A 17,585-nucleotide genomic window follows, 5' to 3' on the forward strand; every position below is an offset into this window, starting at 1 on the left:
CTGATCCTTTTTCTTTGCAGCTTATCACTCCTGCAGCCGCAGCGCCACATCGCTCATGAAGCGGGCATCGTCATCCTCGGCCAGCCGGTGCGCCGCAGAGGCGATGGCACCGAGCATGTCGCTCAGCGGGTCCATTTCGGCCTTGGCATAGTTGCCCAGTACATGGCCATGCACCCGGGCCTTGCTGCCGGGATGACCGATGCCGATGCGGACGCGGCGGAAATCGGGACCGATATGCTGATCGGTGGAGCGCAGGCCATTATGTCCCGCGGTGCCGCCGCCGCGCTTTACCTTGATCTTGAACGGTGCCAGGTCGAGTTCGTCGTGAAACACCGTCACATCTTCAGGCGACAGCTTGTAGAAACGCATAGCCTCGCCGATTGACTGGCCCGACTTGTTCATGAAGGTGGCGGGCTTGAGCAGCAGCAGCTTTTGCGATCCGCCATGCGAAAGGCTGAGCCGCCCCTCGGCGACCCAGCCCTGGAATTTCACCCTCGGTGGGGGAAAACCGTGCACCTCGGTTATGGCGTCGAGCGCCATAAAGCCGACATTGTGGCGGTTGAGGGCGTATTCCGCTCCCGGATTGCCAAGGCCGACCCAGAGTTGCACGGTGTTGTTTCCCTTTAGCGATTACTCGCCGTCTGTGGCTTCGCCTTCTTCGCCGCCTTCAGCTTCTGCTTCCTCGCCGCCTTCTGCAGCTTCCGCTTCTGCTTCGCTGTCCGAACGCTTCAGCGCCGACGGTGCGACGACAGTGGCAACGGTGAAGTCGCGATCAGTAATTGCCGATTCGCTGCCTTCGGGCAGGCTGACGGAAGAAATGTGCACGGAGTCGCCGACTTCAAGACCGGTAACGTCGATCTCGATCTGGTCGGGGATACGCGCCGCATCGCAGACCAGGTCCAGTTCGTGCCGGACAACGTTGAGAACACCGCCGCGTTTCAAACCCGGTGAAGCTTCCTCATTGACGAAGATTACCGGTACCGCAACTTCGACCGTGGCGTCCTTGGCGAGACGCAGAAAGTCAACATGCAGGGGCCGGTCGGTAACCGGATGAAAAGCAACATCTTTCGGCAGGGTGCGGATGCTGTCCTTGCCGACATTGACCATGACCAGCGAGTTCATGAAATGTCCGGTGCCGAGCATCTTGTTGAGCTCGCGCTCTTCCAGATGGATCGGGGTGGGGTCTTCGTTATTGCCGTAAATCACGGCGGGTACGCGGCCTTCGCGACGCAGCGCACGAGAGGCTCCCTTGCCTGCTTTTTCGCGCTGCTCGGCCGACAGGGTAAGCTGATCGCTCATGGTCTGTCTCCAAATCGGTGGTTGTCAAAAGCCCTGATATCCATCTCGCCTCCAGGGATGACCAAGATGGCAGGGATGCGCGCGCTTAGGGGAAAAGCGGCGCCTGTGCAAGCCTTACCTGCTGATCGCCGCCTGCATCAGGCCGGTATCTAGCGGTGCGCCGCCATCTGGTTGCTGATCATCAGCAACTGACCGTCAGCCGACCATGCATCGACGCGCTGATCGTAAAAGCCATTGGCGATGCTGCTGCTGTCCGCGCGCAACATTATCGGTTTCGCACCGGCGGCGGCAATCTGTTCAGGGGTTGCGACAACATGGTTCTGCATCTGGATCGTCGAGCCCATGCGCAACTGGCTGTCGACGAAGAAGGTTCGGGGCATGGGAGCATCGACCATCGCGATCAGCCCCGGCAGGTCGAGCGGGCGTTCGTCCCTGTCTTGGATCCACAGCCAGCTCTCCGGGCGCGGGTTGACCCTGAAGGGCGTTCCCCGGGCGAGCCATTGGCGATATTGCCCCATCCACAAGGGTGTCAATGGCGGGGCAGGTTCGAGAGGTTGTGACTCTTCAGCAGGAGCGGCCTCAGGCATCGCGATCTGCACCTCCGGTCCGCTCTTGCGGGGGAGGCCGAAGACGAGCTGGGCCGAGACCATGAGAGCGTCATTCTGCATCATGTCGACGCGCCAGAAATCGGTGGCCCTGCGGCTGACGAGAAGACGGGCTTTGATGGTGACATCGCCCTCGGCGAGACCGCCCATGAAACTGGTCTGCATTGTCTGCAGCGTCCCGCGAGAATCGGAATGGCTGGCTATGGCGCGGTAAGCCAGTGCATTGATCCAGCCGCCAAAGGCCGCTTTGGGTGTGTTGCAGTAATCGGTGGTGACCCCGGCGCGCCAATGGCTTGTGCTATCGTCCAGCGCCTGCAGCTGAAGCGCTCTGTCCAGCGCGAATTCGGTCCTGTCTGCGGTCACTATTGCACCCTTTCTATGGCAAAACCTTCGGCCACCAGCATCGCCTGTACGCTGTCCTGTCCGGCAAGATGCGCGGCGCCGACGGCAACAAAGGGGCGTTTGCCGTCATCGACGAGACCGCTGATCTCGGCAATCCAGGCGCGGTTGCGCTGGACCAGCAGCGCATTGCGCACCGGTTCGGTGGCCAGCAGTCCCGATTTCGTCGTTTCAGCCAGTGATGCCACATCACCGTTGAGCCAGTTGGTCAGAAGGGTGCGATAGCTGTTGCGTGCCGTTGCCGCATCGGCGATCACCGCCTCGAGCATTTTCAGCTGCTGTGCTTCGGTCAACCGATCGAAATAACCGAATTGCTCGGCGGCGCTTTCCAGGGCGATGATAGGCATGTTGCGCTTATAGGCATATTGCGACAGCACTGCCTCGACACCATAGGTCCGGCTGACGCCGAGGCCACTGGTGGCTATGCCTGCCAGTGACAGCGCCGCGGCCCAGCTTTCGCGGCCGGTAAAGGCATTGTCGGGCAGGCTGGCGGTTTCGGCCAGTGCTGCATATTCATCCTGCCACTGGTCATCAATGCGCTGACTGACAGGGGGAATGCCGGGGGTGGCGCCCATTGCCCTGAAGGTGTCCGGCACCGGCTGGGGCTCCTGAGACGGATCGATTTCCAGCGCCAGGGTCTTACTGGCGTCGAGCGCTGCGATGATGGCATCATCATACCAGTGCAAACGGTCCGGCAGGGCGTGGACGGCACCAAAAAGATAGCCGCTCTGGCCATCGCGGCTGATCCGCCACAGCGCTGGGCGGTGCTCGCTTGGCATATCGGTCCAGTCGCGGGTGACCGAACTCTCGCGCTCACATGCAGCGAGCAACGGCCCAAGCAAGGCGAGGCAAAGGGCGGTAACAAGAACGCGCATGGCGACGCCTTAGCCGAGCGTTGTGCCTATGGGAATGCTGCACTGCCCCGATGGTGGCCTGCCGGGTGCTGCGCGGTCATCAATATTCGACACGCCGTGTCGTGATATTCAGCCGGGCAAGCTGTTGCTGTACGCTTTTGTCGCCGGCGAGATGGCCGGCTCCCACCGCAATGAACACCGTTCCGGGCGTATCGAGCCGGGTCTTGATCCAGCCGGCCCAGTCGATGTTGCGGTTGGTGAGCATTGTGTCATAGAGCAGCGGATCGGCGAATCCGGCATGCATGATCGCAGCCAGCGCATCAATATCAGCATCGCCCCAGCTGGTGATCATGGCATCGCTCTGCTCGGCGACACTGTCAACGCCGGCGGCGGTGCTGATCAGATAGTTGATCTGGGTTTTCTCGGGCAGGTTATCGAGAAAGCCGATTTGCTGTTCGGCGCTTTCCAGTTCGACCAGCGTCTTTCCATCGGCCTTGGCCTGGGTGATCAGCACCTTTTCGACGCCGCTATTGAGGTCATAGCCTGCCTGAACCAGTGGCAGCACGCCAAGATTGATTGCAGCGAACCAGGGTTCCATCCTGTCAAATGCTGCGACCGGCATGCCAATGGCGGTCATGGCACGGTCAAAGGTGGCTTTTTCTGTCTCGTCCAGCTTGCCGCGCAGCGGATTGTTGAAGTCGATGGCCCTGCTGGTGATAATTTCCTGCATCTTGGCAGGGTCAGGCTCGATCATTTCGAGCACAAGTTCATCCGAGGCATCAAATGCATCGCGTACTGCCTCGTCGAACCAGCTCAGTTTCGGCCTCAGCAGGTGCAGCGTACCGAAAAGGTAAATGGTGGTGTCTTCATCCTGTACTATCCACAGAGCCGGATCGACATCGGTCATATCCGTGGCTTCCGGTGTGGCTTGGGCTGACTCCTGCTCGGCAAGTGCAGGAGCGGGGGTGGCAAATGCGGCGCCGATACTGGTCATAACCAGGCCAAGTGTCGGGATGGAGCGGGTAAAAAAGCTGATGTTCACGCGAATTTCCTTCAATGGGTGGGGAATGGGGATAAAATCTTGCCATTGCCTTAAACTGGGCTGCGTTAAATCCGGTGAGGCACCCTATGGAAGGGAAAGGATGAACCGGACATGGGCGGTGGTGTCATAGATTATCCGGGTTGAACGCCGTCATCGAAAATTTCTTCTATTGCCTGGCCAAACAGCCGCGCAATGCGAAAAGCGAGTGGTAGTGACGGATCATATTTGCCGGTCTCGATAGCGTTGACCGCCTGTCGAGAGACATCGAGATGCTGGGCCAGCTCTGCCTGACTCCAGTTGCGCTCGGCGCGCAAGACCTTGAGCCGGTTCTTCATCGCTACAGGCCTTTCACGCGCAGGGTGAACCAGGCCGATGAGAAACCGATCATCAGCAGTGCGATGATATCATTCCCCATGGGTACCGGTATGCCCGGCCCGAATTTCGCCAGCAACATCCAAGCAGCATGGCTGAACAATATAGTGGGCAAAGTCGCCAGCGCCGCCGTCGCCATAAGCTGAAAGGCATAATCCTCGCTGCAGCGCCGGTCGATGCCGGTGCCGATGGAGAAAATAACCGCGAAAATGGCAATCACCGGGATCAGTATCGCAGCGGCGATGACAGGTTGCACGGCTTCGGCATTGGCAGCTATCCGCTCCACATCGGGGGTATCGCCCAGATCGGAGATCAGGCTGACTATACCGATCACCATCAGCAACACGAACATCACATTGAGGTTGCGGAAGGTATATTTGCTGTTCCAGAAGCCGTTTCGGCCTTGTGTAGACATTATCATTTCCCCTGTAGCGTGGTTATGGTTCAGGCGACCATGGTGGCAAAGAGCTGGAGCGTTTCCAGCCCGCGGTCATACCAGCCGATCAGACCTTCATTAGCCTTCTTCATCAGCGCCAGACCGATAATTGCTCCGGCACCGAGCCACACGGTGTTGCGATTGGACGGCGACAGTTTACAGCATTGCATGGTGTTTCTCCCAGTCATCAGTCCCTGACACGATGTCAGGTTTCCATGACTATATGCCGATGATTCTGATCGATGTCAAGTAAGCATGACTTTTGGTAATGGAGAGATGTCTTTATGGCATGGGTAGATGTCATAAAGTGATGATTTGTAGACATTTTGGGGGATGCGCAAACGTCTGCGCGTTGCCGTGCGATGCGGGCCTAGCGGATGCGCTCGGTTTCCAGACCGCGCTTGCGCAACATCACCTGCACCGAATCGGGGCCGGCAAGATGGCCCGCACCGACTGCGACCAGAACTGTCCCTGGTGCATCGAGCCGGTCGTCGAGCCATTCAGCCCAGGCACGATTGCGATCAACCAGCAGCACATCGTAAAAGGCGTCACCCAGTTCCTCGCGCGACAGCCCCGATGCCATGGCGCTGGTCTTGCCCTGAGCCCAGCCATGATCGTCTGCGAAATAGGCAATCGGGTCGGCCAGCGACGGATTGGTCTCAGGCGTTCCGAATAACGGGCCTTTGCCGTCCCATTTGCTCAGCGCGGTATTGAGTTCGGCGATCATGGCAGTTTCGTCGATGGCGCTCATCGCCGCCATCACCGCATTGCCGTCCTCGATCGCGCTGATCGGCTTGTTGCTGCTCTTGAAGATTTTGCCGAGAACTGTCTCAACGCCATATTCATCGACCGAGCCAAAATCGGCGGCACCATCGTAAAAGCTGAAAAAGCCGAGCAACCAGACCGGCATGATGTCGATAAAGTCTTTCGGCATGCCGATCTGCTCTGCCAGCATTTCCAGCTTGGGTCTGTTTTCGGCGTCGACAAGGCTGCTCAGCGGGCCGCGCTCGGCAGTGGCGTTGAAGATGGTACCGATCATTTCCATCATCATTGCGTCGAGATCGTCCTCATCCTCGCTGGTCTCCATTACCAGTTCATCAGCTTCCTCGATAATCGCGTCGAGTTTGCTGGAGCGCCATTTGAAACCCTCTGGCAGGATATGGATGGTGCCGAACAGATAGATGGTGGTGTCGTCATCGGAGAGGCGCCAGATTGCGGGATTGGGTTCATAATCCTGACGCAGCGCCAGTGCCAACCGTGCCTTGTCGGCAAATGCTGTCCGCGAAGCGCTGCTGTCGCCATCACCCGGGCTGTCAACGGAAGTGTCGCCTTGACCCTTGAGCGTAAATTCGCTGCCCTGCTGCGTCTGGTCGGGGCCGTTTTTCACCTGTGCCTGAACAAGCGGCGTCTGGAACAGTGCTACAGCCAGCGTCATGGCCGCGATTTTGGTGATCAGACGATGAATGGCCGGCATAGGCGGGGCGTTCCCATTGTGATTGATGATCTCTGTCATACACCAGAAACAGCGCCAGAAGCGTATCCGTCAAGTAATTTTCCCAAAAACCGGGTGAATCGCCACGGTGCGCGTCTTGACCCGATGCACGCCATCCGCCAAAGCGCGGCTTCACATTTTGTGACTTTATCGTCAGCAAGCCGAAGGATAAACCGGTGGCCGACCCTACGCCGCTCAGCTTTCAGGAAATCATTCTCACCCTGCACGCCTTTTGGGCCAGGCAGGGCTGCGTCATCCTGCAGCCCTATGACATGGAGATGGGGGCGGGTACCTTTCACCCGGCGACGACTTTGCGCGCGCTGGGGCCTGAGCCCTGGAATGCCGCCTTTGTGCAACCCTGTCGCCGCCCGACCGATGGCCGCTATGGCGAGAACCCCAATCGCTTGCAGCATTACTATCAATATCAGGTGATATTGAAGCCATCGCCAAGCGATATCCAGCAGCTTTATCTCGATAGCCTTACCGCCATCGGTATTGATCCGCTGCTGCATGATATCCGCTTTGTCGAGGATGACTGGGAAAGCCCCACACTCGGCGCTTGGGGACTGGGCTGGGAAGTCTGGTGCGACGGCATGGAGGTGACGCAATTCACCTATTTCCAGCAAATGGGCGGCTATGACTGCAAGCCGGTGGCGGGCGAGCTCACATACGGCCTCGAACGGCTGGCGATGTATATTCAGGGGGTCGACAGCGTCTATGACCTGACCTTCAACGACGCCACCGCCGAGCATAAGCCCACCAGCTATGGCGATGTCTTCCTCGAAAACGAACGCCAGATGAGCACTTGGAATTTCGAAGTGGCGGAGACAGAGGCGCTGTTTGATCTGTTCAAAAAAGCCACGGCGGAATGCGAAAATTGCTTGGAGAAACAGCTGCCACTTCCGGCCTATGAGCAAGCGATCAAAGCCAGCCATATCTTCAACCTGTTGCAGGCTCGGGGCGTGATCTCGGTCGCCGAACGCCAGGCCTATATGGGCCGCGTCCGCGATCTCGCACGGGGCTCATGCGAGGCGCATATGGCCAAGGAGAAGGACCGCTGGGCCGAGCAATATCCGGGGTGGTCGGTGTGATGGTTGCCCAGCAAAATCCTCCCCGGGACGGGGAGGGGGACCGCGCGAAGCGTGGTGGAGGGAGCGCTGCGTCTTTACGCAAGCCCACCGTTTACAAAGCTCGTCGCCTGCGAAAAGAAATGACTCTGCCCGAAATTAAGCTCTGGCAAGCATTGCGTGGCAAGAAACTTGGCGTGAAATTTCGTCGGCAATACCCCATTGGTCCCTATGTCGCGGATTTTTTCTGCAACGAGAAGAAACTGGTTATCGAGGTGGATGGGCAAGTGCATGGCATGGGCGAAAAGCCTGAAAGCGATGCGGCCAGAGATAACTATATGAAAGAACAGGGCTATACTGTTTTGCGCTTCGCTGCGGAGACCATTCTTTCTGATTTCGAGGCGGTGATTATCGCTATTGCTGCGCAAGTGGATGGCCCCCTCCACCAGCCTTCGCCAAGGCTACGGCCGGTCCCCCTCCCCGCAAGCGGGGAGGATATATAATGACCGATTTCCTCCTCGAATTGCTCTCCGAAGAAATCCCGGCGCGGATGCAGGGCAAGGCGCGGGCCGATCTGGAGCGGCTGTTTACCGCGCAACTGGACGAGGCCGGGCTCAAGGCCGAGAGCATTACCACCTGGTCCACCCCGCGGCGGCTGGCGTTGATTGCGCGCGGCTTGCCGGATGAGACCGAGGCGGTACATGATGAGGTCAAAGGTCCACCCGAAGGCGCGCCGGATCAGGCGGTGGATGGTTTCTGCCGCAAGAACAGTGTCACCCGTGACCAGCTGGAAGTGCGCGAAGTTAAAGGGCGGGCGACCTATTTCGCCGTGATCAACACCCCGGGCCGTGCCACCAGCGATGTGCTGGCCGAAGCAATCCCCGCGATTATCCGCGCCTTCCCATGGCCGAAATCAATGCGCTGGGGCAAAGCCAGCATCAGCACCGAAAGCCTGCGCTGGGTGCGGCCTTTGCAGGGCATTATCGCATTGTTCGGCGGCGATGTCGTGGAATGCGAAGTGGATGGCATCAAAGCCGACCGCGTCACCGTCGGCCACCGCTTCCACTATGGCGCGCCTGCGACGCGCCTGGTCGAAGACATGGCGGATATGATCCCGCTGGAACGCATCGCCGCCAGCAGTTCAGCGCATAGCGATGTGCCGCTGATCACCATCAACAGCGCCGATGATTATGCCGACAGCCTGCGCGGCGGGCATGTGATTGTCGATCATGAAGAGCGGCAGAACATCATCCGCGAGGGCGCAGCCAAAGCTGCCGCAGATGCCGGTCTGGTGCTGGTCGAGGATGAGGGACTGGTGATCGAGAATGCCGGCCTCACCGAATGGCCGGTGCCGCTGCTCGGGCGCTATGACGAGGCGTTTCTCGATGTTCCCGAAGAGGTGATCCAGCTGACGGCGCGGGTGAACCAGAAATATTTTATCTGCCGCGCCCCCCTCCCGCTTGCGGGAGGGGGCGGGGGAGGGCCTGCAACGGCTGACGAACCCTCCCCTAACCCCTCCCGCAGGCGAGAGGGGGACTTGGCCCCGGCCTTTGTCTGCACCGCTAATATTAACGCCAGCGATGGCGGCAAGGCGGTGGTCGCGGGCAATGAAAAGGTGCTCGCCGCGCGGCTCGCCGATGCGAAATTCTTTTGGGAGTTGGACCAGAAAACGCCGCTGGAGGCTCATGCCGAGAAACTGAACAATATCGTCTTTCACGAAAAGCTGGGCACCGTCGCCGACAAGGTGGAGCGCGTCGCCAAGCTGGCGCGGTGGTTGTGTGAGGAGGGGATAATTCCTCCCCGGGACGGGGAGGTGGCAGGCGCCGTAGCGCCAGCGAACGCGGCTGACGGAAGGGGTTCTCCATCGGGCACAGCGCAAGTGGATACCCCCCTCCACCGCGCAAGCGCGGTCCCCCTCCCCGCAAGCGGGGAGGAACTCGCTGACCTCGCCGAACAGGCGGCCAGGCTGTGCAAGGCTGATCTGGTGACCGAGATGGTCGGTGAATTCCCCGAATTACAGGGCCTTATGGGCGGCTATTATGCCGAGAAAGAAGGTCTCGACCCGCAAGTCGCCACCGCCATCCGCGACCATTACAAGCCGGTGGGGCAGGGCGATGAGGTGCCGACTGCGCCGGTGACGGTGGCGGTGAGTTTGGCGGATAAGCTGGATACGCTGGTTGGGTTTTTTGCGATTGATGAAAAACCTACGGGGTCCAAGGATCCGTTTGCGCTCAGAAGGGCAGCGCTGGCGATCATTTCTTTATTTATGAACAATGGGTATCGCGCCTCACTCAACGTAATTTTTAAGACCGTTTTTAAAGATCTAGAATTTCAGATTAAAACAGAAATGAGTCTTTTGGGGCGTCAATCGATGAACCAAAAACTCGCAGATGATACTGTTGAAGAAATTGCGGCTAATCAAAGAGCAGAGACTGCAGGCGAATGGGTTCTCCCTGAACCAGTTTCAGTAGAAGTTGTTCGTAAAGACCTATCGCAGCTCAATGAAAGGCTTGATTTGCTAAGTCGAACTTGGTCTCAATTGGACGAATTAGCATCTTTGGCAGACATATCTGCTTTCATCGTTGATCGCCTCAAAGTGCAACAGCGCGAGGCAGGCGTTCGTCACGACCTCATCGATGCAGTGTTCGCGCTGGGCGGCGAGGATGATCTGGTCCGTCTGCTGGCCCGAGTGAAGGCGTTGCAGGGCTTTGTCGAAACCGAGGACGGCGCCAATTTACTCGCGGGCTATAAGCGCGCGGCGAACATACTAAAGAAAGAGGAAACTCCCTCTCCCCAGCGGGGAGAGGGTCGGGGTGAGCGTCCCAAGCCAGAAGGTGCAGAACACCCTCACCCAACCCTCTCCCTTAAGGGAGAGGGCTTTAGGGACTTGCCCTATACGCCCGAACCCTCCGAAGCCGCGCTTATTACCGCATTGACCGAAGCCAAGCCTGCTGCGGCGGCTGCCGTCGAAGAAGAGCGCTTCGAGGATGCGATGACCGCGCTGGCTTCGCTCCGCGCGCCGATTGATGCGTTTTTCGATGATGTGACCGTGAACGACCCGGATGCGGATAAACGCGCCGCACGGCTGGCCTTGCTGGCGGATATTCGCAATACCATCCACACTGTTGCCGATTTCTCGAAGATTGAGGGGTAATATTCTCTCCATGTTCGCTATGCTCACATCCGACACCGGCCCGCACCCCCTCCCGACCTCCGCAGATTATACTCATGGGGGGCCGGGAGGGGGTGCGGGCCGGTGCCGTGCGCTTCAACGCAGGAATATTTCATGACCCAATATGTGTACAAATTTGGCGGCGGCGTCGCTGAGGGCAGTGCGGATGACAAGAATCTGCTCGGCGGCAAGGGCGCGAATCTGGCGGAGATGGCGGCGATCGGCCTGCCGGTGCCTCCGGGCTTCACCATCTCGACCGAGATGTGCACTCGCTATTATGATGATGGCGAGCGCTTCCCCGAAAGCCTGAAGGCCGATGTCGCGGCGGGCGTCAAACATATCGAGGCGATTACCGGCAAGACATTTGGCGGCGCGGACGATCCACTGCTGGTGTCGGTGCGCTCAGGCGCGCGCGTCTCCATGCCGGGCATGATGGACACGGTGCTCAACCTGGGCCTGAATGACGCCACCGTTGCTGGCCTTGCCGCGACCTCGGATGATGAACGTTTCGCCTGGGACAGCTATCGCCGGTTCATCCAGATGTATAGCGATGTCGTGCTCGGGCTGGAGCATGATCTGTTCGAGGAAGCGCTGGAAATCATCAAGGAAGACAATGGTTTCTTCCTCGATACAGAGATGGAAGCGAGCCATTGGCAGGCGCTGGTGGGCGAGTATAAGGAAATCGTCGAGCGTGAATGGGGCAAGCCTTTTCCGCAGGATGCAGAGGAGCAGCTTTGGGGCGCGATTTCGGCGGTGTTCGGCTCATGGCAGTCGGAACGTGCCAAGGTCTATCGCCGGTTGAACGACATTCCCGCCGACTGGGGCACCGCGGTCAATGTGCAGGCGATGGTGTTCGGCAATATGGGCGAGACTTCGGCCACCGGTGTGGCGTTTACCCGCAACCCCTCCGATGGCACCCATGCCTATTATGGCGAATGGCTGGTCAATGCGCAGGGTGAGGATGTCGTTGCCGGTATCCGCACGCCGCAATATCTCACCAAGGCTGCACGCGAAGAAGCCGGGGCCAAGCCGCTCTCCATGGAAGAGGCAATGCCTGAGACCTATGCCGAGCTGGCGCGGGTATTTGATCTGCTCGAGGCGCATTATCGCGATATGCAGGATATCGAGTTTACTGTGGAGCGCGGCCAGCTGTGGATGCTGCAAACCCGCAGCGGCAAGCGCACCGCCAAAGCGGCGCTGAAAATCGCGGTGGATATGGCCGGCGAGGGCCTGATCAGCGAGCAGGAGGCGGTGCTGCGCGTCGACCCGATGGCACTCGATCAGCTGCTTCACCCGACGCTTGACCCGGAAGCGGCGCGCGATGTGCTGACCAGTGGCCTGCCGGCATCCCCCGGCGCGGCCTCGGGCGTGGTGGTCTTCGATGCGGATACGGCAGAACGCCGAAATGAGCTGGGCGACAGCGTGATATTGGTGCGGGTCGAAACCTCGCCAGAGGATATTCACGGCATGCACGCGGCCAAGGGCATTTTGACTGCACGCGGTGGCATGACCAGCCACGCCGCCGTGGTAGCGCGCGGCATGGGGCGGCCCTGTGTCTCGGGTGCCGGTGGCCTGACCATCGATGCCAAAGCGGGGACGCTGGCGATTGCCGGGCGCGAGTTCAAGGAAGGGGACGTACTGACCATTGATGGTTCGACCGGCGAGGTGATGGCAGGCGAAGTGCCGACCATCCAGCCCGAGCTTGTCGGCGATTTCGGTACGCTAATGGGCTGGGCCGACAAGGTGCGCCGTCTGGCGGTGCGTACCAATGCCGAAACACCGCTCGATTGTCAGACCGCGCGCGATTTCGGCGCCGAAGGCATCGGCCTGTGCCGCACCGAGCATATGTTTTTCGACAGCGAGCGGATTACTGCCGTGCGCCAGATGATTCTGGCCGAGAATGAAGCGGGCCGGCGCACCGCGCTGGACAGGCTGTTGCCCGAACAGCGTGCCGATTTCTCCCGCATCTTCGAGATCATGGTCGGCTTGCCGGTGACTATTCGCCTCCTCGATCCGCCGCTGCACGAATTCCTGCCACATGGTGAAACAGAATTTGCCGAAGTAGCGGAGGCCGCCGATGTTGGTGTGGAAACGCTGAAACGTCGCGTCGCAGAATTGCACGAATTCAACCCGATGCTCGGCCATCGCGGTTGTCGTCTGGGTGTGACCTATCCGGAAATCTACGAGATGCAGGCGCGGGCCATATTCGAGGCGGCGTGCGATGTCGCCGAGGCCACCGGCGAAGCGCCGATCCCCGAGGTGATGGTCCCGCTGGTGGCCACCCGCAAGGAGCTGGAGCTGATGCGCGCGGTTGTCGACAACACTGCCAAGGCGGTGTTCGAGGAGAAGGGACAGGCGATCCCCTATCTGGTCGGCACCATGATCGAGCTGCCGCGCGCGGCGCTGATGGCCGACAATATTGCGCATGAGGCGCATTTCTTCAGCTTCGGCACCAATGACCTGACCCAGACCGCTTTGGGCGTGTCGCGCGATGATGCAGCGCGTTTTCTCGGTCAATATGTCGACAAGGGCATTTATCCGCGTGATCCGTTCGTCAGTCTCGATGTCGAAGGCGTCGGTCAGTTGATTGAAATCGCTGTTAAAAAAGGCCGCAAGACCCGTCCCGATATCAAGCTGGGCATTTGCGGCGAGCATGGCGGCGACCCGGCCAGCATCGCCTTTTGTGATGCAGTTGGCCTCGATTATGTCAGCGCCTCGCCCTATCGCGTGCCAATTGCGCGGCTGGCGGCGGCACAGGCTGCACTGAAAAGCTAAGGGCAGCACAGGGGCGTATCGATGTTGCGTTTATTGGGTTATCTACTGTGCATTGCGCTGGGCCTTGCTGCTGGCGGCGGTGTTGCGGCCTGGCAGTTGCGCAGCGGCATGAGTGCTCTCGACATCAGCAACGGGCCATGGCGCACTGCGCAGCATGTCGGCACCCGAGATGCCGATATGCGGACCAGAGCGATCATTGCATTGCGTGGTTTGCTGGCGCTGCCCGACAGCGAGGCGGTCTATTACAACGCTGCTTTCGACAGTGATGGCGAGCCGCTCAACGGTGCCTGTCATTACCGCGTCAGTGGCGGCCGCCTGCCGGCGCGCTGGTGGAGTGTCACCGCCTATGCGCCGGATGGCTATCTTATCTCCAATAGGAGCGGCATTTATTCGGTCGGGAGCGGCGCCCTGTCCGAAGAGCAGCAGGATGACTGGTCATTTACCGTCGGCCCCCATGCGCTCGCCCATCCGGACGAGAAATGGATTCCGGTTGCCGAGAACCAGCCCTTTGAACTGACTTTACGCGCCTACCATCCCGGTGAGGAACTGCTCGATGCCAGGGATAGCGTGGCGCTGCCGACCATTATCTTGCTGGAGTGTTTCGAATGACCACACGCAGTCTGGTCATGGGTGGCGCGTTGGCGCTGATCTCCGGCATTGCCGGCTATTTTGGCCTGTTCGATCGCGCGCCCGGCTACATCATGGGGCGTGCCTGGGATAGCGTTACTGAACGCGTTGGCGAACCCAACAGGATGACGTATTCGCCACTGATCAACGCCACAGCGCGCGATATTGTCCGGCCCAGCCCGGACCTGATCTATTCGGTCTGTCCTTTTGATCTGCATAAGGCACCACTGCGTATCCATGCCGAGCCGGTTCCCGATCATTACTGGTCGCTCACCATATTCGATGACGAGACCAATGCAGTCTATGTCCGCAGCGACCGCGATACGGGCGGTGAACCGATCGACATCATCGTCGGCCGTTTCGACCAGCTGGGCAACCGCAATGGCGAAAAAGTGCAGATGCCCGGCAATAAGGGCATCGCGTTAATTCGCGTGCTGATGAAGGATCGTGGTGAATTTGACCAGATCGACCCGATACGCCAGAAATCACTTTGTGAGCCGATCAAGCGGCGCTAGAAATCATCGATATCCGGCAGATTGTCGGGGTCATATTGAAAGTCCTGAATCGCCCGGCTGTGATGCACACGTGCGTTGAGGCAGCGCAGATGCGCCCACATATAATGGGTGCTGGTACCCAGATGCCGATGGTCGATGACCGCGACTTCCAGCAGTTCCTCCGCCGCTATCGGCTCGTTGCAGAACACGCAAATGGGCGGGCTGTCATTTTTGGCGGCGGCCTGGATTTCCTCGACAGATAATGGTGGCGGCGCGTTTTCCGGATTGAGGCGCGCGATAAGGTCGGTCATCGCCAGATTCCACTGGTTGATCTCACCATCGGCCTCGGCCCAGAGTTCGGCCAACTCGGAATCGCGGAATATCAGCGAAAGCGCATTTTGCGCGCGCGCGACAAGATTGATGTCCGGCTCGCCCGCATCTGCGAGCCTTTGCTTCAGATCATCCGGAACATCGCGCGATGGCCGACCCATAAGCATGGCGATGGTATCTGCTGCCGCGACCAGTTCCGCCGCTTGCGTGGCTTCGATATAATATGGCTCTTCGTCGCCAGCTTCGATGGCGTCCTTCAGAGCGGCAAAGGACTTCTCTATATCTTCCAATGCCTTGATGCGCGCAGCCCAGTCGAGCGCATCATCATTTTCGAAACTGCCTGTACCCCATGCACCCATGGTCTGTCTCCCGGTAATATGGGGATGTTATAGGGCAATTTCCTTACCGCCCTTTAACAGGTGGGTGACACGTCCCTGAACTGGCATCTTGTCGAAGGGGGTGTTGCCGGCGGCGGCTTCCATCTTGGCTGAATCGACGATCCATGGCCGGTCCATCTCGAAAACCATGATGTCGGCCTCCATGCCCTGTGCCAGCTGCCCGGCCTCGACGCCGAGAATGGCAGCGGGGTTGGAGGTCAGCCGGGCGATGGCATCGCCAAGAGTGAGCACCTTGTCGCGCACCAGATTGAGCGTCAGCGCGAGCAATGTTTCGGCACCCGCCATGCCCGGTTCGGCATCGGCAAAGGGCAGGCGCTTGTCCTCGGGGCCGCGCGGATCATGGCCCGAGGCAATGACATCAATGGTGCCATCGGCCAGTGCCTCGAGTGCTGCCTGGCGATCATCCTCGCTGCGCAAGGGGGGCGACAGCCTGGCAAAGGTGCGGAAGCCACCCAATGCGACATCCGAGAGCATGAAATGCGCCGGTGTAATCCCGCAAGTAACGGGCAGCCCCTCGGCCTTGGCGGCACGGATCAACGCCAGCCCGGCACGGGTGGTGACCTGGCGGAAATGGACCTGTGCACCGCTCAGCCGCACCAGCGCCAGATCACGCGCAATGGCAATGGCTTCGGCTTCGGCCGGTGCCGAAGCGAGACCCAGCCGCAGCGCCATTTCGCCATCGGTGGCCACTGCCTTGCCGGTGAGCCCCTGATCCTCGCTATGGACGAACAGCGGCAGGTCGAGCGCGGCGCAATATTGCATCAGCCGCAACATGGTGCCGCTATCGGCGATCCAGCCGCGTCCGGTTGCGACACCGCGCGCACCGGCATCCTGCATCAGCGCCAGTTCGGCCATTTCCACGCCCGCCAGTTCGCGCGTCGCGCCGCCCAGCGGATGCACCCAGAAATCGGGCTTCCCCGATTGCGCGACAAAGCGCACGCGCGCCGGATGGTCGAGCGGCGGGTTCTGGTCGGGCATGACCGCAGCCCGGGTGATGCCGCCAAAATGAAAGGCGGGCTTGTCGATGGCAAAGACGCCGAGATCGATGATGCCCGGTGCGACATAATGCCCACCGGCATCTATGGCATGGAGGGTGGTGATGCCTTTGCCTATCGCGCTGATCCGGTCACCGGTCATGGCCAGCGAGGCACCATCGGCGATGCTGCCATTGGGCAGGATCAGCCGGCCATTGGTGATGGCGAGTGTCGGGTCGCTCATGCCCAGCCCTCCACCTTGCGCGCGCGGCGGGTCAGCACGTCGAGACAGGCCATACGCATGGCGACACCCATTTCCACCTGCTCGGTAACGCTGGAGCGGCTGGCATCATCGGCGACATCACTGTCAATCTCGACACCGCGATTCATCGGTCCGGGATGCATGACCAGCGCATCGGGTGCTGCGTGTTCGAGCCGCTTGTGCGTTAGCCCGTACAGCCGATGATATTCACGGGTGGAGGGGATGAACTGGCCCTGCATCCGCTCATTTTGCAGACGCAGCATCATCACTACATCGACGCCATTGAGCGCGGCGTCGAAATTGGTAAAGGCGGTGACATTCATCTGCTCGACAGAGCGGGGCAGCAAGGATGGTGGCCCGACAACGCGAACTTCCGCGCCCAATGTCGTCAGGCAGATAATATTTGACCGGGCAACACGGCTGTGCAGGATATCGCCGCAAATGGCGATTTTCAGGCCGGCAATCTCGCCCTTGCGACGGCGGATGGTAAGCGCATCGAGCAGCGCCTGGGTTGGATGCTCATGACTGCCGTCACCGGCATTGAGCACCGGGCAATCGACCTTGTCGGCAATCAACTGCACCGCGCCCGAGCTGCCATGGCGGATGACGATGGCATCGGCACGCATGGCATTGAGCGTCATCGCGGTGTCGATCAGCGTTTCACCTTTCTTGATACTCGACTGCGCCGCATGCATGTTGACGACATCGGCGCCCAGACGCTTGCCCGCTATCTCGAAAGACAGCAATGTGCGGGTGGAATTCTCGAAAAACGCGTTGATGACGGTCAGCCCCGCCAGCCGGTCATCATGCTTGGATGACTGCTGGTTCAGCGCCACCCATTGCTCGGCCTCGGCCAGAAGATACTGGATTTCCCAGGGCTGCAAACCGGCAATGCCCAGCAGATTGCGGTGCGGAAAGGCATCCGAACCTTCAGGGAAGGGCGGATAGGCGGGAGAATCTGCTGCTGTCATTAAAGTGGGAGCATTA

At 59.7% G+C, this 17,585-nt stretch carries 18 protein-coding genes; 6 read left to right on the plus strand and 12 right to left on the minus strand.

The window, feature by feature from the left end; all coding sequences use genetic code 11:
• Positions 1-24: 24 nt before the first annotated feature.
• From pth to AAFX04_04060, 9 genes are all read right to left on the minus strand, one after another.
• Positions 25-609 (minus strand): aminoacyl-tRNA hydrolase, encoded by a 585-nt coding sequence (gene pth, locus AAFX04_04020; protein ID MEO1044586.1) that lies wholly within the window; start codon positions 607-609, stop codon positions 25-27.
• Positions 610-630: 21 nt separating this feature from the next.
• Entirely contained in the window at positions 631-1,299 is a 669-nt protein-coding gene (locus AAFX04_04025; GenBank protein ID MEO1044587.1) for a 50S ribosomal protein L25/general stress protein Ctc, read from the minus strand.
• 149 nt (positions 1,300-1,448) lie between these two features.
• Entirely contained in the window at positions 1,449-2,267 is an 819-nt protein-coding gene (locus tag AAFX04_04030) for a thioesterase family protein (GenBank protein MEO1044588.1), read from the minus strand.
• Positions 2,267-3,178, minus strand: a complete 912-nt coding sequence (locus tag AAFX04_04035; protein ID MEO1044589.1) for a TraB/GumN family protein — start codon at positions 3,176-3,178, stop codon at positions 2,267-2,269. Before AAFX04_04035 ends, AAFX04_04030 begins: the two co-directional genes overlap by 1 nt.
• Positions 3,179-3,257: 79 nt before the next feature.
• Positions 3,258-4,199 carry a TraB/GumN family protein gene (locus AAFX04_04040; protein MEO1044590.1) on the minus strand — a complete coding sequence of 314 codons (942 nt, stop codon included), beginning with the start codon at positions 4,197-4,199 and terminating at the stop codon, positions 3,258-3,260.
• 131 nt (positions 4,200-4,330) lie between these two features.
• Positions 4,331-4,534 carry a helix-turn-helix transcriptional regulator gene (locus AAFX04_04045; protein MEO1044591.1) on the minus strand — a complete coding sequence of 68 codons (204 nt, stop codon included), beginning with the start codon at positions 4,532-4,534 and terminating at the stop codon, positions 4,331-4,333.
• A gap of 2 nt (positions 4,535-4,536) precedes the next feature.
• Entirely contained in the window at positions 4,537-4,986 is a 450-nt protein-coding gene (locus tag AAFX04_04050; protein ID MEO1044592.1) for a hypothetical protein, read from the minus strand.
• A 29-nt stretch (positions 4,987-5,015) separates the two neighbouring features.
• The gene (locus AAFX04_04055; GenBank protein ID MEO1044593.1) at positions 5,016-5,177 is read right to left on the minus strand and encodes a hypothetical protein; all 162 of its coding nucleotides are present in this window, start codon (positions 5,175-5,177) and stop codon (positions 5,016-5,018) included.
• A gap of 200 nt (positions 5,178-5,377) precedes the next feature.
• Positions 5,378-6,481, minus strand: coding sequence for a TraB/GumN family protein (locus AAFX04_04060; GenBank protein MEO1044594.1), 1,104 nt, complete (start codon positions 6,479-6,481; stop codon positions 5,378-5,380).
• 194 nt (positions 6,482-6,675) lie between these two features.
• On the opposite strand from AAFX04_04060, the gene AAFX04_04065 reads away from it, so the two are divergent.
• The 6 genes from AAFX04_04065 to AAFX04_04090 all read left to right on the plus strand — a co-directional run bounded on the left by AAFX04_04065 (position 6,676) and on the right by AAFX04_04090 (position 14,655).
• A complete protein-coding gene (locus AAFX04_04065; GenBank protein MEO1044595.1) occupies positions 6,676-7,590 on the plus strand; it encodes a glycine--tRNA ligase subunit alpha in 915 nt (304 codons plus the stop codon).
• 107 nt (positions 7,591-7,697) lie between these two features.
• On the plus strand, positions 7,698-8,069 hold the full coding sequence (locus AAFX04_04070; protein MEO1044596.1) for an endonuclease domain-containing protein: 372 nt from the start codon (positions 7,698-7,700) through the stop codon (positions 8,067-8,069).
• Positions 8,069-10,720: a glycine--tRNA ligase subunit beta gene (locus AAFX04_04075; GenBank protein ID MEO1044597.1), complete on the plus strand. Its 2,652-nt coding sequence runs from the start codon at positions 8,069-8,071 to the stop codon at positions 10,718-10,720. Before AAFX04_04070 ends, AAFX04_04075 begins: the two co-directional genes overlap by 1 nt.
• Before the next feature lie 132 nt (positions 10,721-10,852).
• On the plus strand, positions 10,853-13,513 hold the full coding sequence (gene ppdK, locus AAFX04_04080) for a pyruvate, phosphate dikinase (GenBank protein ID MEO1044598.1): 2,661 nt from the start codon (positions 10,853-10,855) through the stop codon (positions 13,511-13,513).
• 21 nt (positions 13,514-13,534) lie between these two features.
• The gene (locus tag AAFX04_04085) at positions 13,535-14,122 is read left to right on the plus strand and encodes a DUF1214 domain-containing protein (GenBank protein ID MEO1044599.1); all 588 of its coding nucleotides are present in this window, start codon (positions 13,535-13,537) and stop codon (positions 14,120-14,122) included.
• Positions 14,119-14,655: a DUF1254 domain-containing protein gene (locus tag AAFX04_04090; protein MEO1044600.1), complete on the plus strand. Its 537-nt coding sequence runs from the start codon at positions 14,119-14,121 to the stop codon at positions 14,653-14,655. Before AAFX04_04085 ends, AAFX04_04090 begins: the two co-directional genes overlap by 4 nt.
• On the opposite strand, the gene AAFX04_04095 is transcribed toward AAFX04_04090, so the two are convergent.
• The 3 genes from AAFX04_04095 to AAFX04_04105 are packed head-to-tail and all read right to left on the minus strand — an operon-like array spanning position 14,652 to position 17,569.
• Positions 14,652-15,323, minus strand: coding sequence for a DUF4259 domain-containing protein (locus AAFX04_04095; protein MEO1044601.1), 672 nt, complete (start codon positions 15,321-15,323; stop codon positions 14,652-14,654). The genes AAFX04_04090 and AAFX04_04095 overlap by 4 nt on opposite strands.
• A 27-nt stretch (positions 15,324-15,350) precedes the next feature.
• Positions 15,351-16,580 carry a dihydroorotase gene (locus AAFX04_04100; protein MEO1044602.1) on the minus strand — a complete coding sequence of 410 codons (1,230 nt, stop codon included), beginning with the start codon at positions 16,578-16,580 and terminating at the stop codon, positions 15,351-15,353.
• Positions 16,577-17,569 (minus strand): aspartate carbamoyltransferase catalytic subunit, encoded by a 993-nt coding sequence (locus tag AAFX04_04105; protein MEO1044603.1) that lies wholly within the window; start codon positions 17,567-17,569, stop codon positions 16,577-16,579. Before AAFX04_04105 ends, AAFX04_04100 begins: the two co-directional genes overlap by 4 nt.
• Between the last annotated feature and the right edge of the window lie 16 nt (positions 17,570-17,585).

Source organism: Pseudomonadota bacterium, from assembly GCA_039818985.1.
GTDB lineage: Bacteria > Pseudomonadota > Alphaproteobacteria > Sphingomonadales > Sphingomonadaceae > Alterisphingorhabdus.